This is a genomic window from Jidongwangia harbinensis (assembly GCF_020216025.1).
Classification (GTDB): domain Bacteria; phylum Actinomycetota; class Actinomycetes; order Mycobacteriales; family Micromonosporaceae; genus Actinoplanes; species Actinoplanes harbinensis.
Map to the genome: position 1 here is coordinate 55,321 of NZ_JAIWNC010000011.1, position 23,384 is coordinate 78,704.

The following is a 23,384-nucleotide window of genomic DNA, read 5'->3' on the forward strand; positions in this document are numbered from 1 at the left end:
GCATCGAGCCGGCTGTCGTACCCCACCCCCGGGAGCGTTTGTGTCTGTACTGAGCGGATCGTCCATCCTTGTCACCGGAGCCACCGGCTCTTTCGGCAAGGCGTTCCTGGGCCATGCGCTGGAGCACCTTGACCCGCAGCGCATCGTGGTGTTCTCGCGTGACGAGCTGAAGCAGTATGAGGTCCGCCAGATGTTCGGCGACGACCCGCGGCTGCGCTTCTTCATCGGTGACATCCGCGACCTGCAGCGGCTCGAACGCGCCATGCACGGGATCGACTACGTGGTGCACGCGGCCGCGCTCAAGCAGGTCGACACCGCGGAGTACAACCCGTCCGAATACGTCGCGACCAACATCAACGGCTCGCAGAATGTGATCGACGCCGCAATCAACGCCGGCGTACAGAAGGTGGTCGCCCTCTCCACCGACAAGGCGTCCAGCCCGATCAACCTGTACGGCGCCACCAAGCTGGTCGCGGACAAGCTCTTCATCGCCGGCAACCACTACGCCGCCACCCACCCCACCCGGTTCGCCGTGGTCCGCTACGGCAACGTGATGGGCAGCCGCGGTTCCGTGGTGCCGCTGTTCCGCCGGCTCAACGCCGAGGGCAAGAGCCTGCCGGTCACCGACAAGCGGATGACCCGGTTCTGGATCACGCTGCCCGCCGCGGTCCGGTTCGTGGTCGACTCCTTCGACGTGATGCAGGGCGGCGAGCTGTTCGTGCCGCGCATCCCGAGCATGCGCATCCTCGACCTGATCCAGGCCGTGGCGGCGGACGCGCCCACCCACGAGATGGGCATGCGTCCCGGCGAGAAGCTGCACGAGGAGATGATCGCCGCCGACGACAGCCGTCGCACGCTGCGCTTCCCGGACCGCTACCTGGTCCAGCCGGTGGTGGCGAGCTGGGGCTACCAGACGCCGACCGGTGGCGAGCCGGTCGAGGACGGCTTCAACTACCGCTCGGACAACAACGACCTGTGGCTCTCCGTCGACGAGATGCGCGCGCTGCTCGAGGACAAGTGATGCTGCCGTACGGCAAGCAGCAGATCACCGAAGCGGACATCGAGGCCGTCACCGCCGCCCTGCGCACCGACTGGCTCACCACCGGGCCCCGGGTCGAGGCGTTCGAGGCCGACCTGGAGGCGGTGGCCGGCGCACCCTGCGTCTCGGTGATCAACGGCACCGCGGCGCTGCACACCGCGTACGCGGCCGCCGGCATCGGGGCCGGCGACGAGGTCATCACCACCCCGATGACGTTCGTGGCCACCGCGTCGACGGCCGCCATGCTCGGCGCCACCGTGGTCTTCGCGGACGTCGAGGAGGACACCGCGAACCTCGACCCGGCGGCGGTCCAGGCGCTCACCACGTCCCGGACCCGGGCCGTGACGGCCGTCGACTACGCCGGCCACCCCGCCGAGTACGACGAACTCCGCAAGATCGCCGACACCGCGGGGGCGACGCTGCTGGCCGACGCGGCGCACGCGATCGGCTCGACGTACCGTGGCCGGCCGGTGGGCACGCTGGCCGACCTCACCACCTTCTCCTTCTTCCCGACCAAGAACCTGACCACGGCGGAGGGCGGCGCGGTGGCGTCGCCCGACCCGGAGCTGGTCCGGCGGGCCCGCACGTTCCGCACGGTCGGCCTGGTGCGCGACCGTTCCCGGATGCGCCAGCCGGACGAGGGCGGCTGGCACCAGGAGGTGCACGAGTTCGGGCTCAACTACCGGCTGCCCGACGTGCTGTGCGCGCTGGGCAGCTCGCAGTTGCAGCGGCTGGGCGCGTTCAAGGCCCGCCGTGCCGAGCTGTCCGCCCGCTACGACGAACTGCTCGCCGACGTGCCCGGTCTCCGCCTGCCCACCCGGCGTGCCTGGGTCGATCCGATGCGTCACCTGTATCCGGTGCGGATTCTGGACGGCCGGCGCCGCGAGGTCTACGACCGGCTCCGGGCGGCGGGCATCGGTGTGCAGGTCAACTACATCCCGGCGTACTGGCACCCGGTGTTCGAGGACCTGGGTTACCGTCGCGGCATGTGCCCGGTCGCGGAGTTGTTCTACGCTGAGCAACTCTCGTTGCCGCTGTTCGTGGATCTCACCGACGCCGAGCAGGATCGCGTCGTGGAGACTCTGCGGACCATCCTGGCCGGCTGACCGCCGGCCCCGGAGGAGCTGACCCGGTGCACCACGCCAACCACTTCTACGGCCACGCCCACGTGCTGGCCGAGTACTGTGGCCTGGATCGGGACAAACCGCCCAGAATTGACGGGTACGTCCAGCACGGCTGGAACGTGGTGGACGGGCTGGGCGGCGGCACGCCGTACGTGAGTGGCCGGCCGATCTTCGTCTGGTCCGAGCAGACCCGGCGTCGGGCCTGGTCGATGGGCCGCCGGCAGGCCACCGTGACCGGGTCCCCCTGGCTGTACCTGCTGGCCGTGGAGCCCGACCCGGAGCCGGACCACGAGCGCGAGGGCACCATCTTCTACCCGTTCCACGGCTGGGAGCGCCAGGGCGTCAAGGGCGACCACCAGCGGCTGATCGACGAGGTCATCGCCACCGAGCCCGGCCCGGTGACGTTCTGCCTGTACTGGCACGAGTACCACATCGCCGAGATCCGCGCCCAGTACGAGCGGGCCGGCCGGGTCGTCTGCCACGGCTACCGCGGCCACCAGTGGCGCGGCACCGACACCCGGTTCCTCTACAAGCAGCTCGCCGAGCTGCGCCGGCACCGCCGGGTCGCGTCCAACCGGCTGGGCAGCGCCGTGCTCTACGGCGCCGCCGCCGGCTGCGCGCCCGCGGTGTACGGCGACCCGATGCAGCTGGAGCGCGAGGACATCGCCACCGCCGACCGGATCCGCCGGCAGTGGCCGGAACTGCACGGCGTGCACCCCGACCCGGTCGAGGCGACCGCCTCCGCGCTCGCCGAGCTGGGCGCCGGGCAGCTGGCCGGACCGGCCGAACTGCGCGCGATGCTGGGGTGGCGGCGCGGACACCTGGAGCCGGCCGAGACCGCGGTGGTCGCCGACGCGAAGTCCGTGCTCTCCGAGGAAGCGGCATGACGAGTCAGGCCGCGGGCGAAGAGAAGGAGCTCAGCGTGATGCCGGGCATGTCCATGATCGGCGGCGAGATGCTGAAGTGGTCCGACCGGCGCCCGGACGAGCGCCCCCCGGCCGGCGGTCCCGTCCTCGCCCACCTGCTCGACCGCCTGGCGCCGCTGGTCCCGCCCGGCGGACAGGTGCTGGTGGCCGGTCCGCACGACGAGACGCTGGTGAACGCGCTGGCCCGGCAGGCGTCGGTGACCCTGCTGCTGCGTTCGCACGTCGACGCCACCGCGGCGGCCGGGAACGGCGGCGCCGTGCTCTGCGGCACGCTGGCCAAGCTCACCGACGCCGAACGCTACGACCTGGTGATCGCGCTCGACGGCGTGGACCGGCTGTGCTCGGTGGAAGGACCCCAGTACGACTGGCGGGAGAGCGTGCGGGCGCTGCAGCGGGTCCTGCGGCCGGGCGGCACGCTGCTGCTCAGCGTGGAGAACGAACTCGGCGTGCACCGCCTGGTCGACCGCTCGCCGTCCACCTCGCCGCACACCGACAGCGAGTGGTACCCGCTCGGCGAGTTCGACGACAGCCGGCCCGGCACCCCGGACCGCCTCACCGCCCTGCTCACCGGCGAAGGGCTGGAGGTGGGCTGGCTGGGCGCGACCTGGCCGCTCCCCCACGCGCCGGCCCTGATCGCCACCCCGGACGCGCTGCGCGCCGGACCGGGCGGTGCGCTCGCCGCCGCGGCCGCGGGTGCGGTCGCCGCCGCGTACGCCGGTGCCCCGGTGCTCAGCGACCCCCGGCGCCTGGCCGGGACCGCCGTGCGGGCCGGCCTCGGCCCGGAACTGGCCGCGTCCTGGCTGGTGGTGGCGCACCGGGCGACCCGGCCGGCGACCGCCCCGGCGCTGCCGCCGGTGCTCTCCGGTGACGGCCCGGTGACCGAACTGACCCGAACCCCCGAGGGCACCTGGGAACGACGGGTGGTCGGCGGCGAGACCCGGGCCACGCCGCAGCGGGACCCGGGCCGGCTGGACGGGCCGATGCCCACCGGCCGGCTGCTGGAGGAACTGCTGCTCGGCGCGTGCGTCCGCTACGACCTGCCCGCCGTGCGGCGGTTGCTGACCGGCTGGGCCGAGTGGCTCGGCACGTTGTCGGCGGAACGCGGCTACGCCACCGTCGACAACGTGTTGCTGGACGGTGACACGTACGCGCTGCTCGACCCGAGCCGGCTCGGCACCACCACGGTGAGCGCGCCGGCCGCCGCGGTGGCCGCCCTGCACCGGTTCGCCGACACGCTGCTGACCGGCGGATACGCACATCCTTGGCCGGCCGCCACGGAGGCCGGTACGCTCACCGCCGTCCTGGTCGGCGCCGCCGGCCTGGACGTGGACCCGGACGAGTTCGGTACCCCGGTGCCCGCCGAGGTGCCGCCGCCGGACTCGCTGCGGGAGCACCAGGAACAGCTCCGTGCGCTCCGGCAACAGCTGGACGACACCCGAAAGCACGTGAAGTGGTACGAGAAACAGCTCGCGGGCAAGGAGAAGGAGCTGCGGAAAACCCGTAAGCAGCTCCGCGCCCTTCGCGGCTCACGCGCCTACAAGGTGGCGGAAGTCGGGATGGGTGCCGCCCGCCGGGCCCGTGACCTGTTGCGTCGCGCCCGGCACTGACCACAGACCGCATACCCTCTCGACGAAGGAACGTTGATGTCTACGCTCGGCATCGTCCAAGCCCGGATGGACTCCACCCGGCTCTCCGGCAAGGTGCTCCGCCGGCTCAGCGGACGCACCGTGCTGGACCGGGTCATCCGCGCCGCCCAGGCCAGCGAGGTGCTCGACCAGCTCGTCGTCGCCACCACCGAGGAACCACTCGACGACCAGATCGTGGCGGAGTGTGAGCGGATCGGTGTCCCGGTGTACCGCGGCCCGGTCGACGACGTGCTCGCCCGCTTCCTCGGCGTGCTCGACGAGTACGAGTCGGACGTCGTGCTGCGGTTCACCGCCGACTCGCCGCTGCTCGACCCGGAACTCATCGCGCTGGCCGTCAAGGTGTTCACCGCGGCGCCGTACGTCGACTACCTGAGCACGTCGATCCACCGCACGCTGCCCCGCGGCCTGGACGTCGAGGTGGTCCGCACCGACGTGCTGCGGTCGATCGACAAGCTGGCCACCGACTACCACCGCACGCACGTGACGTCGTACATCTACTCCCACCCGGAGGACTACACGGTGCTCGGGCTCACGCTGCAGCCCGACCTGTCGCACCTGCGCCTGACGCTGGACACCCCGGAGGACTGGGCGCTGATCGAGGCGGTCATCGCGCACTTCGGCGACCAGGCGGTGCCGGTGCGCACGCTCACCGACTGGCTGGCCCACCGTCCCGAACTGACCGCCCTCAACGCGCACGTGGAGCAGAAGGCCCTAGTCCAGGCGTGAGCGACTGCACCGCAGCGAAGCAGGGGCCGGGAGCGCACGCCAAGGGCGGCTCGGCGTGATCGTCGGGGTTCGGTGTGACGCGGGAGCGCGTACCGGGGTCGGTCATCTGGTGCGGTGCGTGGCGCTCGCCGAGGAACTGACCGCCCGCGGCGTGGACGTGCACTTCCTGAGCGACCTGGGCGGTCTGCCCTGGGCCGAGCAGCAGCTCCGCGCCCGGGGACTGCCGTGGCACCCGGCGCCCGCCGACACGGCCGGGCTGCTCGCCGCGGCGGACCGGCTGGCGCTCGACGCGGTGATCCTGGACTCGTACACCCTGCCGGCCGGCCAGAGCGGCGCGCTGCGGGCCTCCGGCCGCCGGGTGCTCGCCGTGGTGGACGGGGACCTGCTCGGGCAGCAGGCCGACCTCTACGTCGACCAGAACCTCGACTCGGACCTGGCCGACCCGGCCCTGCCCGCGGGCGCGGTGCGGCTGGCCGGCCTCGACTACGCGCTGCTGCGCTCGGTGGTACGCCGGCTGCGTCCACCGGCGCCCCGGGTCGCCGGCTCCGGGCGTACCCCCCGGGTGGTGTGTTTCTTCGGCGGCACCGACGCCTACCGTGCCGCGCCGGTCCTGGCCGGCCTGCTGGTGCGCACCGGCGCGGCGTTCGAGGCCGTGGTGGTGGCCGCGGACGACGAGCTGCGCGCCGAGCTGCTCGCGCTCCGGCCCGGGCCGGAACAGCGGATCGACGTCATCGCGCCCACCGACGACCTGCCCAAGCTGCTCGCGGACGCCGACCTGGCGGTCAGCGCCAGCGGCACGTCCACCTGGGAACTGCTCTGCCTGGGCCTGCCGGCCGCGCTGGTCTGGGTGGTGGAGAACCAGATCCTCGGGTACGGCCGCACGATCGAACGCGGTCTCGCCGCCGGGGTCGGGCACCTGCCGTCGCTCCGGGAGCCGGACTCGGCCGAGGCGCAGGCCGCCGTGGCGGTGCTCCGGGACCTGCTGACCGACGCGCCGCGCCGGGCCGCGCTGTCCGCCCGGGCCTGGGCGGCGGTGGACGGGCGCGGTGTGGAACGGGTCGCCGACTCGCTCACCGCACCCTGACGCCCCGCTACGGCTCCAGGTCGCGGCGCATGGCCACCCGCGGCCAGCGGTCCAGCCCGTGTCCCGCCTCGGCGGCCCGGATGTCACGCAGCTCCGGGCCCAGTTCGTCGTCGCGCAGTCGGCGGAACCCGCACCGCCGCTCGTAGTAGGGCGCGTTCCAGGCCACCTCCGCGAACGTGGTGAGGGTGAGCGCCCGCGCGCCGCGCTCCCGGGCCCAGCCGGCCACGTGCTCGATCAGGGCCCGCCCGATTCCGTGGCCGGCCTGGTCCGGGTGCACGGACACCTGCTCGACGTGCACGGCGCCGTCCGCCCACCGGGCGAGCAGATAGGCCACCGGCGCGGTCCGCAGGTAGACCCAGGCGCGACCGTTCCGCCGGTAGTGGCGGAGCACCTCGAGCGTCGGCGGCTCGTCGGCGGCGATCGCCGCCATGCCGATGTCCGCGAACGCCCGCCCGGCCGCGCGTTCGATGTCGCGCAAGCCCGCAAGGTCGGCCTCGGTGGCGAGCCGGATCACGACCCCCACAATACGGCCGTCCCACCCGCCACACCGGCCCCGGCGCCGCCGGTACCCGCAAACGGCTCAGCGCCGGGACCGGGTGTGCCGAACAGGGTGGGGAACAAACCGAAGGAGGTACGTGTGCCGACCGTGCTCGTAGCCGACGACGACGCCGACCACCGTGAACTGCTGACGCTCACCCTGCGCAAGCTCGGCCATGACGCGGTGGAAGCCGGCGACACCCTCACCGCGCACACCCTGATCGGCGCCGGGACCGTCGACGCCATGCTGCTCGACGTCCGGATGCCCGACGAGTCCGGCATCGACTTCTGCCGCCGGCTGCGCCACGAGCCGGCCACCGCGCTGCTGCCGATCATGTTCGTGACCGCCGACGTGAACGATCACCGGGTGGTCGAGGCCATGCTGGCCGGCGCGGACGACTACCTGACCAAGCCGTTCCACCGCGCCGAACTGGCCGCGCGCCTGGACAGCATGCTGCTGCGCCGCCCCGGCGGAACCACCCGGTCCGCCACCGCCGCGATGCTGGCCGCCCGGCACGCGCTGCACCGGCCGGGCGCGGCGCCGCTGCCCCGGGTGCAACCGTTCCGGCACAGCGCCTGACCGAGGGGTGTCGCGGCCGGCGCACCCGGGTACCGGCGGAGTATGGCTACCACCTGGAAGCCCGTGGACGAGCACGGCACGCTCTCGGCCGGGGACCGTAAGGACCTGCCCGACAGCGCATACGCGTTCCCGGGCAAGCGCAAGGAACCCCTGACCGACGCCCGGCACGTACGAAACGCGCTGGCCCGCTTCGCCCAGGTCCAGGACGTCACGGACGCGGAACGCGACCAGGCGTTCGCGAACATCCGGGCGGCCGCGAAGCACTACGACATCGAGCTGGGCGAGTCGGACTGGCGCGAACTGGTCGACTGACCCGCCTCCGCGGGCTGACACCCCTACCCGAACATCTGTACTATCGGTCCATGGCCGACGGGGAGCAGGAAGCGAACGACGGATTCATCGACGAACGCGGCATCTTCATCTCCAAAGGCGGCATGTCCCGCGCCCGCGCTCGCCGCCTCGAGGCCGAAGCGCGGATGACCCCGGAGGATCGGGACGCGCTGCGGTCGCGGTACGGGCTGGATCGGCGGTCGGCGTGACCGAACGCCCGGTCCACATCATTCTGGATACTTCGGCGATCATCGCTTGCACCCGCGGCTCGGTCGACGTCGGCGAGACGCTCAGCGAGATCGACGACGAGCGGGGCGCGGTCGGGCTGCCCGTGCTCAGCCTCGTGGAGGCCGGTCACCGGCTCACCGACACGGGCTGGCTGGACCTTCTGCTGGAGCACCGGGCCACCGCGATTCTCGACCTGAACGGATCCGACTGGCCCGCTCTCGCGGCGATGTATCGGGATGTCGAGCACGTGGATGCCGCGTCCGCGGCGCTGGCCGCCATCGACCACCGGTGCCCGATGCTGACCGCGCGACCGAGGCTGTATGAAACGAGCGGCGTGGTGGATTACCTGATCTCGTTGCCGCCCGAAACGTCGGCGAACTGATACCCCACGCCGGCGGTTAGATACTCTAGCGTCAGGGTGAGCCCGTAGCGTTCGGGTCCGCGACGGCGTAGGGGGAGATCACGTGGCATCGGCGGCCGGCGGCATCCGGGACAGATTCCGCGCCCAGATGCTGCAGGAGATCAAGGACGTGGCGCTACGGCAGTTGGCCGAGGGCGGGCCGGCCGCCCTCTCCGTCAACGCGATCGCCAAGGAACTGGGCGTTTCCGGTCCGGCGCTGTACCGCTACTACGCCGGGCGGGACGCGCTGCTCACCGAGCTGATCGTGGACGCGTACACCGATCTGGCGGCGGAACTGGAGGCGGCCGGGCCGGGTCTGCGCGAGATGGCCGCCGCGTACCGGGCGTGGGCCACCGCGCAGCCACACCGGTACCGACTGCTCTTCGCTGCGCCCCTTCCCGGATACGACGCCCACGACGAGCACCTGGTCAAGGCCGCGCAGGCGGTGATGGACGTGGTGCTCGGCGTGCTGACCACCGGTCCGGCCCCGAGTCGGCCGCTGGCCGGCCAGCTCACCGAGTGGGGGCGCCGGCGCGGGCACGAGGAACTGGACCCGGGCGCCGCGGCCCGGGCGGTCCTGCTGTGGAGCCGGATGCACGGCCTGGTCAGCCTGGAGATCGAGGGCAACTTCGCCTCGATGGGGCTGGACGCCGACGAACTGTTCGAGGCCGAGGTGGCCACTTTCGGTCAGGCGGAGTAGGCCCTCAGTAGTGCGCGGTGATCCGCCGGGCCGGTCCGTCCACGGTGATCCGCCCGCCGTACGGCAGCACCCACTGCGGGTCGGTGTGTCCGAAGTCCACGCCGAACACCGCCATCGCCTCCGGGTGGTAGTCGCTCAGCGCCTGGAGCACCGCCTCCCGCTGGCCGTCGCGGTACGCCTGCCGCTCCTCCGGGGCGCGCCGCTCGGCCAGGCTCGTCCCCTTGGCGGTACCGACCAGCACGGCGGGGAACTGCCGGAGCAGGCCGCGCTCCCCGGCGTTGCGCAGCATCCGGTACACGTCCTCGGCGCTCGGCATCTCCTCGGACGTCTCGAGCAGCAGCACGCACCCGGCGTACTCCTCGACCGGGCGGATCCACCGGTTCACGGCCAGGTTCCAGTGCAGGATCTCCAGGTTGCCGCCCCAGGTCGGCGCGCTGACCACGGTGTCCGGCCGGTGCCACACCCAGCCGGGACTGTGCGTCTGCGGCGCGGACCCGGTCAGCGCGGCCGGGTCGGCCCAGTCGACCTCCTCCTCGCTGAACCGCTCCACCGGGTGGATCTCCAGGTCGCCGGTGGTGAAGAGCGCGGCCCGCAGCGACCGGGTCGACACCGGTTGCAGGCCGGCGCCGCGCGCCAGGTGCACCATGGTGGAACCGCCGTGGTAGCCGGCGATGCCGTGCGCCCACAGCCAGTTCAGCAGGTTGGTGTTGTCGGAGTAGCCGAAGAACGGCTTGGGGTCGGCCCGGAACGGCGCGGGGTCCAGGTGCGGCAGCACGGTGATCTGGTCGTCGCCGCCGATGGTGGCCAGGACCGCCCGGATGGTGGGGTCGGCGTACGCCGCCATCAGGTCCGCGGCGCGGTCGGCCGGCGACGCACCGAGGCGCCGGGTGGTCGGATACTCCACCGGCTCCAGGGCGAACTCGGTGCGCAGCCGGCGCAACGCCTGCTCGTGCACGGCCGGAAACGCACCGGGCGCGGCGAACGACGGCGAGACGATCGCGACCCGGTCACCGGGGCGGAGCTTGGGCGGGGTGGTCAGAGCGGGTGCCATGGGTCCATCCAACCCGCCCGGGCAACCGGAATTCGCGGCGTCAGATGATCCCGCTGCGGAGCGCGTACGCCACCGCGTGCGACCGGTTGCGCAGCTTGAGCCGGTGGGTGACGCCGTAGATGACGTTCTTCACGGTGCGCTCCGAGTAGCACAGCTTGCCGGCGATCTCGTTGGTGTCGAGGCCGTCCGCCATCAGGCGCAGCACGTCGACCTCACGCTGGGTGAGCCCGGCGGAACTGATCCCGGACGGCGTGACCACCTCCCGCTGCAGCCGCTGGACGTGCTTGAGCAGTTCGCCCACCAGGTTGGACGGCAGCACGCCACCACCCTGGGCGGCGGCCGTGATGCTCTGCGTCAGCCGCTCGGCGGTGACCGCGGCGCGCGGCAGGACCGCCACCACCCGGCACTCCACCGCGGTGAGCAGCTCCGACTCGGTGATCTCGTTGACCACCAGCACGACCGGAGCCGGCATCTCACCGGCCGCGCGACGCAGGGACGCGATGATTTCCGCGGTCAGTCGGTCGGTCGCGACCACGAGGACGTCGGCTTCCGACCGTCCGGTCCTGGGCAGGAGCCGGAATCCCTCGCGGGCTTGCAGGATGTTGGCGAGCCCGGCGTGACTGAGCGGGTCAGTAGCCTGCAGGGCTACCCGGATCGGTTCCACTGCTACCTCCGATGGACCACTGTCAATTACGAACAGTGTGGAGGCGCGCTCTTCAGGAAATCTCCACGGCGACTTCACGGCGCCCAAACACGGTGCGGGCTCAGCCGCGACTGGCGATGCGAAGCGCCTCGATGTACTTGGGCAGTTCCTCCACCGCGCGTTCCAGCCGGCCCGGGGTCAGCTGGTCGAGGAACGCGGCGTCGGTGAGGCTGGCGGCGATGTCCGCGGGCAGGCAGTCCATGGCCAGGCCCGGGTTGTTTCGCCAGATGGTCAGCAGCTCCAGGCGCCGGGTGACCGCCTCCAGGGTCTGCTCGAGATCCGCGATGACCGGGTCGGCGGCGGCGGCGTCGAGGACCAGGCGCCCTTCCGCGGCCAGCGTCAGGAACAGCTCACCGGCGAAGGGCTGCACATCGCCGTCAGCACTCACAGTGAGGTCCTCTCTACTACCGGCCGGTAGGGCAGTTCATCAGGTACGCCGCCCGCTCCGGAAGGTAGGTGCATCGACAGTGCCCCGCGAACCGTCCTTTCTGCCCTCGCACTCGCCACCCGGCCCGGAGCGGTCGACGTTCCACTGCGCACGGTCGGCGGCTCCGCGTTCGTTTCTGGTTGGTTATGGAGCTGACCTTGACAAGAAAAGTTCGATAGTGGGTGAATGTGTTTCCGGATGGTTACCCCCTGATGTCCCCATCCACCTGCTAAGGAGCCCATGTCATGAGCGCCATGTCCGGTCGCTGGAGGCCGGCAGTCATTTCCCTCGGAGCGGCCCTTCTTCTCGTCAGCGCGTGTGCCAAGTCGGAGGATTCCGGCGCCACCGGCGACAGTGGAGCAGCTGCCAACGCCGCGCAGGTGGCGCAGTCGGCCGCCCCCGGCGCCAAGTCGTGCACGCTGGACCAGTTCGGCGGCACGAAGATCGACCTGAAGACCGCGAAGGTCGGCTTCTCCCAGTCGGAGAAGGAGGCCAACCCGTTCCGCATCGCCGAGACGAAGTCCATTCGCGACGAAGCGGCCAAGCTGGGCATCCCGAAGGACAACCTCCAGGCGACCAACGCCAACTCGCAGTTCAACAAGCAGATCAGCGACGTCGAGCAGATGATCGACTCGGGCGTCCAGCTGCTGATCGTCGCGCCGCTCAACTCGGACGGCTGGGACTCGGTCTTCGCCAAGGCCTCGGCGAAGAAGGTCCCGATCATCACCATCGACCGGAAGATCAACGCGGAGTCCTGCACCAACTACCTGACCTTCATCGGGTCGGACTTCGAGGAGCAGGGCAAGCGCGCCGCGGACAAGATGGCGGCAGCCCTCGGCAACAAGGGCTCGGTCGCGATCCTGCTCGGCGCGCCCGGCAACAACGTGACCACGTTGCGTACCAAGGGCTTCAAGGACCAGATCGCCAAGATCGCGCCGGACGTCAAGATCACCTTTGAGCAGACCGGCCAGTTCTCCCGCGAGGAGGGCCAGAAGGTCTCCGAGCAGTTGCTGCAGTCCAACCCGGACATCAACGGCATCTACGCGGAGAACGACGAGATGGCGCTCGGCGCCGTCACCGCGCTCAAGAGCGCCGGCAAGAAGGCCGGCGACGTCAAGATCGTCTCGATCGACGGCACGCGCGGCGCGGTGCAGGCCATCGTGGACGGCTGGCTGTACGCGGTGATCGAGTCGAACCCGCGGTTCGGCCCGCTGGCCTTCGAGACCGCCACCAAGTTCTTCAACGGTGAGCCGATCCCGGAGAACATCATCATCACCGACCGTGAGTACGACCAGAGCAACGCCAAGGCGGACCTGGCGAACTCGTACTCCTGATCGCCGGACCGTGGTGTTCCACTGGAGCGCTCCAGTGGAACACCACGGTCGGTTCCGCAACCACCATAGATGTTTGTCTATTGCCGCCGATGTTCGGTCACGTCAGTATGTGTGTCAAGCTGGTCGACTTTCTCGAAGGAGAGAGCACGTGACTGCACATCCCCGCTCCCCCCGGTCCTGGCGACGCCGCATAGCCGTGGCCGCCACGACACTCACCGCTACCGCCGGCGGACTGGTCGCCACGTCCGCCCCCGCCGCCGCGTTCGACCCCAAGACCCCGCCGCTCACCACCCCGTGGACCAACCAGGTCTCCACCACGAACCCGCTCCCCGAATACCCGCGCCCGCAGCTCACCCGCACCGAGTGGCAGAACCTCAACGGCATCTGGCAGTTCGCCGCCGCCCCGAACCTCAACACGCCCCCGGTGAACACCACGCTCGGCGAGGAGGTGCTGGTCCCGTACCCGATCGAAAGCGCCCTTTCCGGGATCATGCGGCACGAGGATTTCATGTACTACCGCCGCACGTTCACCGTCCCGGCCGGCTGGGCCGGGCGCCGGGTCCAGCTCAACTTCGGCGGCGTGGACTGGCAGTCCAAGGTCTGGATCAACGGCACCCTGATGGGTACGCACGAGGGCGGCTACGACAAGTTCTCGTACGACATCACCGGCGCGCTGCGGTCCGGCGCCAACGAGGTGATCGTGGGCGTGTGGGACCCGACCGACGCCCAGGACATCCCGGTCGGCAAGCAACGGCGCAGCCGCGGCGGCATCTGGTACACGCCGAACTCCGGCATCTGGCAGACCGTCTGGCTGGAACCCACCGACCAGGCCCGGATCACCCGCCTGGACACCACCCCGAACGTGGCCGCCGGCGCCCTGGACCTGGTCGTGCAGGGCACCACCCCGGGCACCGCGGTGACCGCGCAGGCACTCTCCGGTTCCACGGTCGTCGGCACCGCCACCGGCACGGTCGGCGCGTCGTTGCGGATACCCGTACCCAATGCCCGGCTCTGGTCGCCGGACGACCCCTACCTCTACAACCTGCGGGTCACCCTGGCCAGCGGTGACACGGTCGGCGGGTACTTCGGCATGCGCTCGCTCGGCAAGGCGATGCTCGGCGGCACGCTGCGGCCCACTCTGAACGGCCGGTTCGTGTTCCAGCTCGGCACGCTGGACCAGGGCTACTGGCCGGACGGGTTGTACACCGCACCGACCGACGCGGCGCTCGCCTTCGACCTGGAACAGCAGAAGGCGCTGGGCTTCAACATGGTCCGCAAGCACATCAAGGTGGAACCGGACCGCTGGTTCTACCACGCGGACCGGCTCGGCCTGATGGTGTGGCAGGACATGCCGTCGCTGGGCAGCGGCCGGGAACCGTCGCAGGCCGGGCGCACCCGGTTCGAGCGGGAGCTCCGCGAGATGATCGACGAACACAAGAACATCACCTCGATCGTCCAGTGGGTGCCGTTCAACGAGGGCTGGGGCGAGTACGACGCCGGCCGCATCGCCGACCTGGTCAAGAGCTGGGACCCGACCCGGCTGGTCAACCACAACTCCGGCTCCAACTGCTGCGACTCCGACCCGGACCCGGGCAACGGCGACGTGATCGACGACCACGTGTACGTCGGACCCGGCATCAGCCGCCCGCCCACCGCCACCCGGATCGCGGTCAACGGCGAATACGGCGGACTGGGCCTGCGTACCCCCGGTCACGAATGGCCGACGTCCGGCAAGTTCGCCTACGAATGGCTGCCCGACCCGACCGCCCTCACCAACCGGTACCTGCAGATCACCGGCCGGTTGACCGAACTCATCAACGGCAACGGCCTCTCCGGATCCGTCTACACCGAACCGACGGACGTGGAGGAGGAACTCAACGGCTTCTTCACGTACGACCGGCAGATCCGCAAAATGGACTTCGCCCGGGTACGCGAGCTGCACCAACGGGTCCTCGGCGCGGCGAACGGCACCACCCTGCCGCTGAACCGGCTGTCCTCGCTGCGGGTCACCACGCCCGGCCTCACCGACCGCTACCTGCGCCACCGGGACGGCGCCGCCCGTACCGACCCGGTGACCGCCGGCAGCGCCACCGTCGACAAGCTGGACGCCACGTACTACGTGCGGCCCGGCCTGTCCAACGGCGCGTGCTACTCGTTCGAGTCCCGGAACTTCCCGGGCCGGTACCTGCGCCACCGCGGCAACCGGGTGTACAGCGAGGCGAACAGCGGCGGCACCTTCAACGCGGACGCCACCTACTGCGCCCGGCCCGGCCTGTCCGGCGGCGGCACGTCCCTGGAGTCGGCCAACCTGTCCGGCCACTACCTGCGCCACCGCAACGCCGAGATCTGGGTGGAGCAGAGCACCGGCGGCACCTTCGCCGCCGACGCCACCTGGGCGGTGGTCCCCGGATGGTGGCGCAGCGGTGCCGACCTGGCGGCGGGACAGCGGCGGTCGTTCCGGGTCACCACGCCCGGCTTCACCGACCGGTACCTCCGCCACCGGGACGGCCTGGCCCGCACCGACGTGCTCGGCCCGGGCAGCGGCGCCACCGACCGGCTGGACGCCACGTACATCGTCCGGCCCGGCCTGGCGGAGAGCAGTTGCTACTCGTTCGAGTCGGCCAACTTCTCCGGGCAGTACCTGCGGCACGCGGGCTACCGCTTGCAGAAGGCGTCGAACGACAACTCCACGGTGTTCGCCCAGGACGCGACGTTCTGTGCCCAGCCACCCCTGAACGGCGGCGCGGGCAACGTGTCGCTGGAGTCGTTCAACTACCCCGGCCACTACTGGCGGCACTACAGCGAGGCGGTGTATATCGCCACCACCGGAGGCAGTAACGCCTGGGACAACCCCGGCAGCTACCCCGCCGACGCCACCTGGGCCGACGCCGCTCCACTCGGCTGAGCGCCCTCGACGCTGGTGTACCAGTGGAGCGCTCCACTGGTACACCAGCGTCGGTATGGGCGCGACGACCACGGTGGCGTTCGCTGCACGGAGCGGCGTCGGTGCGGGTGGCTAAGGTCCGCGCCGTCGGGTCCGCACTCGGCGTCGTCTTCCGGCGGTGGTGTTTGCCTCGGTTGCCGGGAGATCTTGTGCAGCCGGGGTCGTCTGTCGTCTGTCGACACAGCTGCACGACTTCGCCTCCCCTGCCGGCTGCGGACGGCTTCTCGGCCGTGGCGTGTGGCGCAGGGGCGCGCTGCGTGCCGCAACTCGACACACCGCCATCGCGCGAACCGTGCGTGCGGAGCTACGGCGCGCACCGCACCCGAGACCCACACACGCGGCACGCAGATTGCCGACACCCCACCCCCGTCGATGTGCGAAATTGACGGAGGTCTTGACGGAATGTGTTGGGAAATGAGTGAATGCGATCATGTCGCTGTTGGAGGTCGTCAACGTCAGCAAGGTGTTCCCCGGCGTGCGGGCGCTCGACGACGTGTCGTTCGAGTTGCGGGCCGGCGAGGTGCATGCCCTGGTCGGTGAGAACGGCGCCGGCAAGTCCACTTTGATCAAGGTGCTGACCGGTGTGTATCAGCCGGACGGCGGCCACCTTCGCTATCAGGATCAGCCGGCCTCGTTCGGCACTCCGATGGACGCTCAGCGCGCCGGCATCTCCACGATCTACCAGGAAGTCAACCTCATCCCGCTGATGAGCGTGGCGCACAACCTGTTCCTCGGGCGAGAGCCGCGCAACCGGTTCGGCATGCTGGACGAGGCCCGGATGAACCGGGAGGCATCGGAGATCCTGGACCGGTACGGCGTCGTCACCGATGTCCGCCGGCGGCTCGGCACGCTGGCCCTGGGCGCGCAGCAGATGGTGGCGCTGGCCCGGGCCGTGATGATCGACGCCAAGGTCGTGATCATGGATGAGCCGACGTCGTCGCTGGAGCCGCGTGAGGTGGAGACGCTGTTCGGCGTGATCCGGAACCTGCACGCCGACGGCATCGGCATCGTGTACGTGAGCCACCGGCTGGACGAGCTGTACAAGATCTGCGACGCGGTCACCATTCTGCGCGACGGCCGGGTGGTGCACACCGGGCGGCTGGCCGACCTGGAGCGGATCCGGCTGGTCTCGCTGATGCTGGGGCGGGACATGTCGGAGGTACGCCGGGAGGGTGCCACCGCGTTCTCCGGGGAGACCACCGGGGACGCCGACGCCCCGCCGGTGCTGCGGGTCACCGACCTGAACAGCCGGCGCAAGCTGCACGACATCAGCTTCGACGTGCGTCCGGGCGAGGTGGTCGGACTGGGCGGGCTGCTCGGGGCCGGGCGCAGCGAGACGATCAAGGCGATCGGTGGGGCGTACCCGTTGGACGGTGGCGAGATCCAGGTCGACGGCCGGACCCTGAAGCGGCCCACCACCGTGGCCGCCGTGAAGGCCGGCATCGCGATCCAGCCGGAGGACCGCAAGGCCGAGGGCATCGTGGCCGGCCTGTCGGTGCGGGAGAACATCGCGCTGGCGGTCCTGCCGCGGATGTCCAAACTGGGCGTGGTGTCGGACGCCCGGGTCGACGAGGTGGTCGACCGGTACATGAAACGGTTGCGGATCAAGGCGTCCAGTCCGCATCAACGGGTCGGCGACCTGTCCGGGGGCAACCAGCAGAAGGTGCTGCTGGCCCGGCTGCTCGCCACCGAGCCCAAGGTGCTGTTGCTGGACGAGCCGACCCGCGGCATCGACGTGGGCGCCAAGGCCGAGGTGCAGTCCCTGATCGACGAGTTGGCGTCGGAGGGGCTCGGCGTGGTGCTGGTCTCGTCGGACGCGGAGGAACTCATCGAGGGCGCGGACCGGGTCGTGGTGCTGCGCGACGGCGTGGTGGTCGGCGTGCTGACCGGTGACCAGGTCACCACCGAGGACCTGCTGGAGACGATCGCGGCGGCGGCACCGGAGGACACCGATGAGCACTGAGACCGTGGCCGTCCGGCGGCCCACCCTGGACCTGGCGCGGGTCCGCGCGTGGCTGCCGGTGTACGGCGTCTACGTCGCGATCGTGCTGCTGGTCCTCTACAACGTGTTGTTCACGCCGAACTTCCTGACCTGGAGCAACCTGCGCATCCAGCTGATCCAGGTGGCGCCGATCATCATCGTGGCGCTGGGCATGGCCCTGGTGATCGGCACCGAGGGCATCGACCTGTCGGTCGGGTCGGTGATGGCCCTGGCCGCGGCGCTCATCCCGCTCTATCTCGGGTACGGGGTGATCGCGGCGATCGGGGTGTCCCTGCTGGCCGGCCTGGTCGTCGGCCTGATCAACGGCACCCTGGTGGCCCGGGTCGGGCTGCAACCGATCGTGGCGACGTTGGCGTTGTTCGTCGGCGGGCGCGGGCTGGCGCTGGTCTTCTCCGAGGGGCAGCTGCGCGACGTCCGCAACGCCGACCTGCTCTACCTGGGTTCCGGCGACCTGTTCGGCCTGCCGGTGCTGGTGTGGATCGCCGCGGCGCTGGTCGTGGTGGTGGCGTTCGTGGTGCGGCGCACGGTCTTCGGCCGACGCCTGCTCGCCATCGGCGGCAACCGCGCCTCGGCGGAACTCGCCGGCCTGCCGGTCAAACGGGTCCTGATCACCGTGTACGTGGTGTGCGCCATTCTCGCCTCGATCGCCGGGGTGCTGGCGGTGGCCCGCATCCAGTCCAGTGACGCCTCGGCGGTGGGCCTGCTCATCGAGCTGTCCGCGATCACCGCCGTGGTGGTCGGCGGCACCCCGCTGACCGGCGGCAAGGTCCGGGTGCTGGGCACCGTGGCGGGCGCCCTGCTGATGCAGCTGGTGGTCGCCACCATGATCAAACACAACCTGCAGCCGTCCACGACGGAGATGGTGCAGGCCGTCATCATCCTCATCGCCGTGTACGTGGCCCGTGAGAGGAAGACCCGGTGACCCAGCAGATCGCCCCGGAACAGCAGGCACCGACGGTGGTGGCCGCCGCGGACGTGCGCCGGGCGGAACGCACCGACCGCGTCGTCGGCATCGTGCAGCGGCAGGGCGCCCTGGCGGTGCTCCTGGTGGTGGTCCTGATCGCGTCCGCCACCTGGCCGAACTTCCGCAGCGCGGACAACGCCGGCACGATCCTGATGGCGGCCGCCCCGCCGATGCTGATCGCGCTGGGCATGACGTTCGTCATCATCACCGGCGGCATCGACCTGTCGGTCGGCTCGCTCTACGTGCTCGGCGGCGTGGTCAGCGCGTACGCCTCGCAGTGGGGTCTGCTGCCGGCGTTCTTCGCGCCGCTCGCGGTGTGCGGCGCGATCGGTGTCGCGAACGGGTTGCTCATCGCGTACACCCGGATGGCGCCGTTCATCGTGACGCTGGCCGCGCTGCTCGGTGCGCGCGGGTTGATGCGGGCGTTCAGCAGCGAGGGTTCGAACACCTACCTGGTGGAGAGCGACGCGTTCCGCACCTTCGGCACCGGCTCGTTCCTCGGCATCGGGTACCAGGTGTGGCTGGTCGGGGCGCTGGTGGCGATCGGCATGGTGGCACTGGCGCGGACCCGGTTCGGGCGGGCGGTGTACGCGGTCGGCGGCAGCGAGGACGCGGCGAGCCTGATGGGCGTGGCGGTCCGGCGTACCAAAATCTGGGTCTATGTCCTGTCCGGGCTGTTGGCCGGGCTGGCCGGTGCGATCAACGCGGCCAAGCTCGGGTCCGGGGTGACCGTGCTGGGCACCGGCATGGAGCTGGACGCGATCGCCGCGGTGGTGATCGGCGGCACGCTGCTCACCGGCGGCGCGGGCACGATCGCCGGCACCGTGGCCGGGGTCCTGCTGCTCGGCGTCATCCAGAACATGATCAATCAGGTCGGCAACGTGCAGTCCAGTTACCAGCAGGTGATCAGCGGCGCGTTCCTGGCGGTCGTGGTGGTCGCCCAGACCTACCTGGTCAAGCTGCGGCGCGTGACATGATTGGCGGGTGACCGCGACCTTTGTCTACGACGGTGACTGCTCGTTCTGCAGCGACTGTGCCCGGTTCGTCGAGCGCCGCATCCCGACCCGCGCGACCGTGGTGCCGTGGCAGTTCGCCGACCTGCCGTCGCTCGGCCTGACCCAGGAGCAGGCCGAGGCGGCGGTGCAGTGGGTGGCCGCGGACGGCACGGTGGCCTCGGGTCCGGACGCGATCGCGCTGCTGCTCCGGGACGCCGGCCGGCTCTGGCAGGTGCCCGGGCGGGCGCTGCAGTTGCGGCCGGTCCGGTTCGCCGCGTGGCCGGCGTACCGCTGGGTGGCGGACCACCGGCACATGCTGCCGGGCGGCACCGCCGCGTGCTCGCTGCCGCAGGCCCAGCGCGACCGGCTGTACGGCGCCGAGCGGCCCTGATTGCGCCCGGCGCCGGGTCAGGCCGTCCCGCGCAGGTCCGGCCGGACGATCCGGCCGGCGGCGTCGTACTCGAAGGTGCGCGCCCGGTGGTCGCCGTCGCGCTCCCGGACCAGCCGGCCCACCGCGTCGTACTCGTACGTCCGGCACCGCCCGTGCTCGTCGGTCACCGAGGTCAGCCGCAGTTCGGTGTCCCAGGTGAACCGGGTCTGCGCGCCGGCCGGCCCGGTCCGGGTGCGGAGCCGGCGGAACGGGCCGTACTCCAGCGCGGTCCGGTCGCCGTGCCGGTCCACGATCTCCACCAGGTTGCCCTCGGCGTCGTACGCCCGTCGCTCGCCCCGCGCGTCCGGGCCGGTACGGGCGAGCAGACGGCCGTCGGTCTCGTACCGGTAGCCGGCGTGGCGGACCGGCGGCCCGGCACCGACCGGCGGCTGGTTCGGCACCGGCGGCCGGTGCCCCGGTGTGGTCCGGCCCAGCGGGTCGACCACGGCCACCACCTGCCCGAGGTCGTCGAGGCAGACGGTGCTGCGGTGCCCGAGTGAGTCGGTGCACCGGATCCGGCGCGGCCGGTACTCGTACCGGTGGTTCAGGTAGCCGTCGGGTCCGGTGGCGCGCACGCACCGGCCCGCGGCGTCGTACCGGTAGGCGTACCAGGTGCCGACCCGGTCCGCCCAGCGGACCAGCCGCCCGGCCGGGTCGTAGCCGTACGCGGTCGCCAGGCCGGAGCCGTTCGCCACGCCGACCAGCCGCTGCCCGTCGTCGTAGTCGAACTCCCGCACCGGCACCGGCCGGCCGTCGTCGCCGGTCACCTGCAGCGCGGTGATCAGGCCGTCCACCGCGCCGACGGTCACCCGCGTCCCGCCCGGGCCGGTCAGCGCGGTCGGTACGCCGTGCGGGTCGCGGGCGATGTCGATCCGGTCCGCTCCGGACGTGACGGCGCTCAGCAGCGCGACGCCGGTGCGGTCCGGCGCGGCGAACCAGCGCCGCCGGCCGACCGGCCGGTCACTGACCACGAACCCACCGTCGCCGGTACGGCGCAGCGGCGGACCGGTGCCGTGCCGCGGGTGCACCGGCTCCGTCCCGTCCGGCTCGGGATAGTCGAGCAGCACGCCGTCCTCGGTGAGCAGCTCGACGCCGCCGTCCCGCAGCCGGATCCGCTGGTCCAGAGTGGACGTCCAGTGGGTGCCGAAGAACCGGCCGGGGCGGGCGTCGGAACGGTGCGTGCGGGTCAGCGTCAACGGCAGCGCGCCGGGCAGGTCGAGGTCGGTCTCGGCGTACCGTACCGCTCCGGCGTCGGGCGTGACCGGGCCGGTACGGGCCGCCCCCGGTTCCCCGGTCACCAGTTCCACGATCACCGGCGTCTCGGGCCGCGACGCGGTCAGCAGATTCCGCATCGACGCCCGCTCGGACCCGCCCAGGGCGGTGTGGTTCCCGGGCGCGGGCCGGTCCGGCGCGCTCCGCCCCCGTACCCCCGGAACCCGTCCGAGAAGGCCGAGGACCAGGTCGAACATCGCGCCGCGGTCGGCCCGGGCCGCCGCGGCGACCAGCAGCAACGTGCCGGCCCCGAGCGCGAGCCAGGCCGCCGGACCGCCCAGCAGCAGCGCCACCGCACCGGCCACCAGCGCCACCCACTTGGCCACCTCGTGCACGACATCCCAGAGCATGGTGAACGCGTCGGCGAGCTTGTCCCAGAACTCCCGCGGCGGCACGGCCGCGTCGGACGCCACGTCGACCGCCCGCGCGCACGCGACGGCCGCGTCGTCCCGCAGGCGCCGGGCCTGGTCGGCGAGGGTCCGCGCGGCCTCCAGCGCGCGGTACGCGTCCGGCTCCGCGGCGGCGGCCCGTCGCGCGGCCTCGGCATCGCGCAGCGCCTGGCGGAGCTGCTCCGGATCCGGCCCGCCGGCCAGCCGGCACCGGGCGTCCCGGCCCTCGGCGAGGGCCCGGTCGGCCTGTGCCTGGGCGGCCCGCAGTCGCGGCGCGAACGCGGTCAACGCGTCGGCCGCCAGCCGATGCGCGGCGTGCACCTTGGCCAGTTGCGCCGGGAACTCGCCGAACCGCTCGCGGAACGTGTCCCGGGACAGGCCGGCCCAGGCCAGCACCGCGTCGTCGTCCCGCATCCGCAGCACGGTGCGGTGCGCACCCTCGGCCCGGTCGGCGAACTCGGCGAGGCTCCCGGCGAGACGTTCCACGTCGTCCGGTGACCCCGGCGCCGGGTCCGACGCCAGGTCCAGCACCCACCAGTCCGACGGCCGGCTCATCCACCCCTCCATGATCACGTTGCGGCCGATGGTGTCCCGGTCGGAGATCCGACACGTAGCCGTTGGCACGAAGACACCTGGAATCGTGGGCGTTCGCCCCGGTCACTTCCGTCCGGGGACGGCGCGGTGCCACAGTTCCGGCATGGACCACCTGGAGCTGCGGACGTTCTCGACGACGCTGACGGAGATCTCGGAGGCCATGTGGACGGCACCGGGATGGCTCCGCGGCGACGTCGGCGACCCGCGGGTGGACGAGGCGATCGCGCGTTTCGGGTCGCGCTGGTCCGACGGCCGGATTCGGGTCCAGGAGAACTGCCGGCTGGTCGGCGACCTCGCCGACCGGGCCGCGGCCACGATGGGGCGGGGCGGCACGGCGGCGTGCTGAGCGCCGCCGTCGCCGCACCGACCGGGTTCACCCTGGCCGTGCCGCCCACCTGGTTCGAGGTGGACGTGCACCCGAACACCCGCGACGGCAGCATCAACAGCCTGGTCCGGCAGCGGGTCCGGCAGATGCCGGAGCTGCGCACGCACCGCACCGCACTGGTACGGGCCCTGCGCGGCGCCGCCCGCACCGCACACGCCCACGGCGCGGCGTACTGCGGCGTGATGGTCGACGGTCTCGGCGGCGCGCTGCTCACCGCGACCGTCACGGTGTCGGTGGTGGCCGCGCCGGGCGAGGTGGCGTCGGTCGGCGAGTACCTGCGCCCGGTCGGGCGGACCGGCGACGACCGGCCGTGGCGCGTCGTCGAGCAGGTCGACCTGCCGCACGTCGGCCGGGTCACCCGGACCCGGGGTGTGGAGGACGTCACGTTGCCGGAGGGGGCCGGCTGGATCCGCGCGGCGCTGCTGCAGACGTTCGTGCCGTTCCCCGGCCCGGGTCAGGCGCGGGTGGCCCTGGTCACCGGCAGCACGCCGATCGTGGCGCTGGCCGCGGAGATGCACGACCTGTTCGACGCGGTCACGGCCACGTTCCGGTTCGTCCCACCGGCACCGTGACC

The 23,384-nt window shown here is 71.7% G+C and carries 24 protein-coding genes; 19 read left to right on the top strand and 5 right to left on the bottom strand.

Going from position 1 to position 23,384, the window contains the following annotated elements:
* Nucleotides 1–40 precede the first annotated feature (40 nt).
* From pseB to LDL48_RS16475, 6 genes are all read left to right on the top strand, one after another.
* A complete protein-coding gene (pseB, locus tag LDL48_RS16450) occupies nt 41–1,021 on the top strand; it encodes a UDP-N-acetylglucosamine 4,6-dehydratase (inverting) (RefSeq protein WP_225256006.1) in 981 nt (326 codons plus the stop codon).
* Nucleotides 1,021–2,145, top strand: coding sequence for a DegT/DnrJ/EryC1/StrS family aminotransferase (locus LDL48_RS16455; protein ID WP_225256007.1), 1,125 nt, complete (start codon nt 1,021–1,023; stop codon nt 2,143–2,145). Before pseB ends, LDL48_RS16455 begins: the two co-directional genes overlap by 1 nt.
* Nucleotides 2,146–2,171: 26 nt before the next feature.
* Entirely contained in the window at nt 2,172–3,050 is an 879-nt protein-coding gene (locus LDL48_RS16460; protein ID WP_225256008.1) for a hypothetical protein, read from the top strand.
* Nucleotides 3,047–4,696 carry a hypothetical protein gene (locus LDL48_RS16465; protein ID WP_225256009.1) on the top strand — a complete coding sequence of 550 codons (1,650 nt, stop codon included), beginning with the start codon at nt 3,047–3,049 and terminating at the stop codon, nt 4,694–4,696. The genes LDL48_RS16460 and LDL48_RS16465 overlap by 4 nt, the downstream gene beginning before the upstream one ends.
* A gap of 33 nt (nt 4,697–4,729) precedes the next feature.
* Nucleotides 4,730–5,461 (top strand): cytidylyltransferase domain-containing protein, encoded by a 732-nt coding sequence (locus tag LDL48_RS16470; RefSeq protein WP_225256010.1) that lies wholly within the window; start codon nt 4,730–4,732, stop codon nt 5,459–5,461.
* Between the two features lie 109 nt (nt 5,462–5,570).
* Nucleotides 5,571–6,545 (top strand): spore coat protein, encoded by a 975-nt coding sequence (locus LDL48_RS16475; protein WP_225256193.1) that lies wholly within the window; start codon nt 5,571–5,573, stop codon nt 6,543–6,545.
* Nucleotides 6,546–6,552: 7 nt separating this feature from the next.
* On the opposite strand, the gene LDL48_RS16480 is transcribed toward LDL48_RS16475, so the two are convergent.
* A complete protein-coding gene (locus LDL48_RS16480; RefSeq protein WP_225256011.1) occupies nt 6,553–7,059 on the bottom strand; it encodes a GNAT family N-acetyltransferase in 507 nt (168 codons plus the stop codon).
* 123 nt (nt 7,060–7,182) lie between these two features.
* Here LDL48_RS16480 and LDL48_RS16485 point away from each other — a divergent pair, with 123 nt between their 5' ends.
* From LDL48_RS16485 to LDL48_RS16505, 5 genes are all read left to right on the top strand, one after another.
* Nucleotides 7,183–7,662, top strand: a complete 480-nt coding sequence (locus LDL48_RS16485) for a response regulator transcription factor (protein ID WP_225256012.1) — start codon at nt 7,183–7,185, stop codon at nt 7,660–7,662.
* Between the two features lie 42 nt (nt 7,663–7,704).
* Nucleotides 7,705–7,974 (top strand): DUF6582 domain-containing protein, encoded by a 270-nt coding sequence (locus LDL48_RS16490; protein WP_225256013.1) that lies wholly within the window; start codon nt 7,705–7,707, stop codon nt 7,972–7,974.
* Nucleotides 7,975–8,024: 50 nt separating this feature from the next.
* Nucleotides 8,025–8,201 carry a hypothetical protein gene (locus LDL48_RS16495; RefSeq protein WP_225256014.1) on the top strand — a complete coding sequence of 59 codons (177 nt, stop codon included), beginning with the start codon at nt 8,025–8,027 and terminating at the stop codon, nt 8,199–8,201.
* Nucleotides 8,198–8,602: a PIN domain-containing protein gene (locus LDL48_RS16500; protein WP_225256015.1), complete on the top strand. Its 405-nt coding sequence runs from the start codon at nt 8,198–8,200 to the stop codon at nt 8,600–8,602. The genes LDL48_RS16495 and LDL48_RS16500 overlap by 4 nt, the downstream gene beginning before the upstream one ends.
* 82 nt (nt 8,603–8,684) lie before the next feature.
* Nucleotides 8,685–9,320 carry a TetR/AcrR family transcriptional regulator gene (locus tag LDL48_RS16505; protein ID WP_225256016.1) on the top strand — a complete coding sequence of 212 codons (636 nt, stop codon included), beginning with the start codon at nt 8,685–8,687 and terminating at the stop codon, nt 9,318–9,320.
* Between the two features lie 4 nt (nt 9,321–9,324).
* On the opposite strand, the gene LDL48_RS16510 is transcribed toward LDL48_RS16505, so the two are convergent.
* The 3 genes from LDL48_RS16510 to LDL48_RS16520 all read right to left on the bottom strand — a co-directional run bounded on the left by LDL48_RS16510 (nt 9,325) and on the right by LDL48_RS16520 (nt 11,462).
* Nucleotides 9,325–10,371, bottom strand: coding sequence for a S66 family peptidase (locus LDL48_RS16510; RefSeq protein ID WP_225256017.1), 1,047 nt, complete (start codon nt 10,369–10,371; stop codon nt 9,325–9,327).
* Between the two features lie 40 nt (nt 10,372–10,411).
* Nucleotides 10,412–11,035: a helix-turn-helix transcriptional regulator gene (locus LDL48_RS16515; RefSeq protein ID WP_225256018.1), complete on the bottom strand. Its 624-nt coding sequence runs from the start codon at nt 11,033–11,035 to the stop codon at nt 10,412–10,414.
* A 100-nt stretch (nt 11,036–11,135) separates the two neighbouring features.
* Nucleotides 11,136–11,462, bottom strand: a complete 327-nt coding sequence (locus LDL48_RS16520; protein WP_225256019.1) for a hypothetical protein — start codon at nt 11,460–11,462, stop codon at nt 11,136–11,138.
* A gap of 284 nt (nt 11,463–11,746) precedes the next feature.
* Here LDL48_RS16520 and LDL48_RS16525 point away from each other — a divergent pair, with 284 nt between their 5' ends.
* The 6 genes from LDL48_RS16525 to LDL48_RS16550 all read left to right on the top strand — a co-directional run bounded on the left by LDL48_RS16525 (nt 11,747) and on the right by LDL48_RS16550 (nt 20,131).
* Nucleotides 11,747–12,835, top strand: a complete 1,089-nt coding sequence (locus LDL48_RS16525) for an ABC transporter substrate-binding protein (protein WP_225256020.1) — start codon at nt 11,747–11,749, stop codon at nt 12,833–12,835.
* A 148-nt stretch (nt 12,836–12,983) separates the two neighbouring features.
* Nucleotides 12,984–15,740, top strand: coding sequence for an AbfB domain-containing protein (locus tag LDL48_RS16530; RefSeq protein ID WP_225256021.1), 2,757 nt, complete (start codon nt 12,984–12,986; stop codon nt 15,738–15,740).
* 469 nt (nt 15,741–16,209) lie between these two features.
* Nucleotides 16,210–17,742, top strand: coding sequence for a sugar ABC transporter ATP-binding protein (locus LDL48_RS16535; protein ID WP_225256022.1), 1,533 nt, complete (start codon nt 16,210–16,212; stop codon nt 17,740–17,742).
* Nucleotides 17,732–18,703 (top strand): ABC transporter permease, encoded by a 972-nt coding sequence (locus LDL48_RS16540; protein WP_225256023.1) that lies wholly within the window; start codon nt 17,732–17,734, stop codon nt 18,701–18,703. The genes LDL48_RS16535 and LDL48_RS16540 overlap by 11 nt, the downstream gene beginning before the upstream one ends.
* Nucleotides 18,700–19,722, top strand: a complete 1,023-nt coding sequence (locus LDL48_RS16545) for an ABC transporter permease (RefSeq protein WP_225256024.1) — start codon at nt 18,700–18,702, stop codon at nt 19,720–19,722. The genes LDL48_RS16540 and LDL48_RS16545 overlap by 4 nt, the downstream gene beginning before the upstream one ends.
* A gap of 7 nt (nt 19,723–19,729) precedes the next feature.
* Nucleotides 19,730–20,131: a thiol-disulfide oxidoreductase DCC family protein gene (locus LDL48_RS16550; RefSeq protein ID WP_225256025.1), complete on the top strand. Its 402-nt coding sequence runs from the start codon at nt 19,730–19,732 to the stop codon at nt 20,129–20,131.
* 17 nt (nt 20,132–20,148) lie between these two features.
* Here the strand turns inward: LDL48_RS16550 and LDL48_RS16555 are convergent, their stop codons facing one another.
* Nucleotides 20,149–22,386, bottom strand: coding sequence for a DUF6531 domain-containing protein (locus LDL48_RS16555; RefSeq protein WP_225256026.1), 2,238 nt, complete (start codon nt 22,384–22,386; stop codon nt 20,149–20,151).
* A 142-nt stretch (nt 22,387–22,528) separates the two neighbouring features.
* On the opposite strand from LDL48_RS16555, the gene LDL48_RS16560 reads away from it, so the two are divergent.
* Nucleotides 22,529–22,771: a hypothetical protein gene (locus tag LDL48_RS16560; RefSeq protein ID WP_225256027.1), complete on the top strand. Its 243-nt coding sequence runs from the start codon at nt 22,529–22,531 to the stop codon at nt 22,769–22,771.
* Complete coding sequence (locus tag LDL48_RS16565) at nt 22,765–23,382, top strand: hypothetical protein (protein WP_225256028.1); 618 nt, start codon at nt 22,765–22,767, stop codon at nt 23,380–23,382. Before LDL48_RS16560 ends, LDL48_RS16565 begins: the two co-directional genes overlap by 7 nt.
* Nucleotides 23,383–23,384: the final 2 nt, after the last annotated feature.

Coding starts and splice junctions, on each gene's coding strand:
- LDL48_RS16525 (WP_225256020.1), top strand. CDS start 11,747: ATGAGCGCCATGTCCGGTCGCTGGAGGCCGGCAGTCATTTCCCTCGGA.
- LDL48_RS16560 (WP_225256027.1), top strand. CDS start 22,529: ATGGACCACCTGGAGCTGCGGACGTTCTCGACGACGCTGACGGAGATC.
- LDL48_RS16540 (WP_225256023.1), top strand. CDS start 17,732: ATGAGCACTGAGACCGTGGCCGTCCGGCGGCCCACCCTGGACCTGGCG.
- LDL48_RS16510 (WP_225256017.1), bottom strand. CDS start 10,371: ATGGCACCCGCTCTGACCACCCCGCCCAAGCTCCGCCCCGGTGACCGG.
- LDL48_RS16465 (WP_225256009.1), top strand. CDS start 3,047: ATGACGAGTCAGGCCGCGGGCGAAGAGAAGGAGCTCAGCGTGATGCCG.
- LDL48_RS16535 (WP_225256022.1), top strand. CDS start 16,210: ATGTCGCTGTTGGAGGTCGTCAACGTCAGCAAGGTGTTCCCCGGCGTG.
- LDL48_RS16555 (WP_225256026.1), bottom strand. CDS start 22,386: ATGAGCCGGCCGTCGGACTGGTGGGTGCTGGACCTGGCGTCGGACCCG.
- LDL48_RS16490 (WP_225256013.1), top strand. CDS start 7,705: ATGGCTACCACCTGGAAGCCCGTGGACGAGCACGGCACGCTCTCGGCC.
- LDL48_RS16495 (WP_225256014.1), top strand. CDS start 8,025: ATGGCCGACGGGGAGCAGGAAGCGAACGACGGATTCATCGACGAACGC.
- LDL48_RS16455 (WP_225256007.1), top strand. CDS start 1,021: ATGCTGCCGTACGGCAAGCAGCAGATCACCGAAGCGGACATCGAGGCC.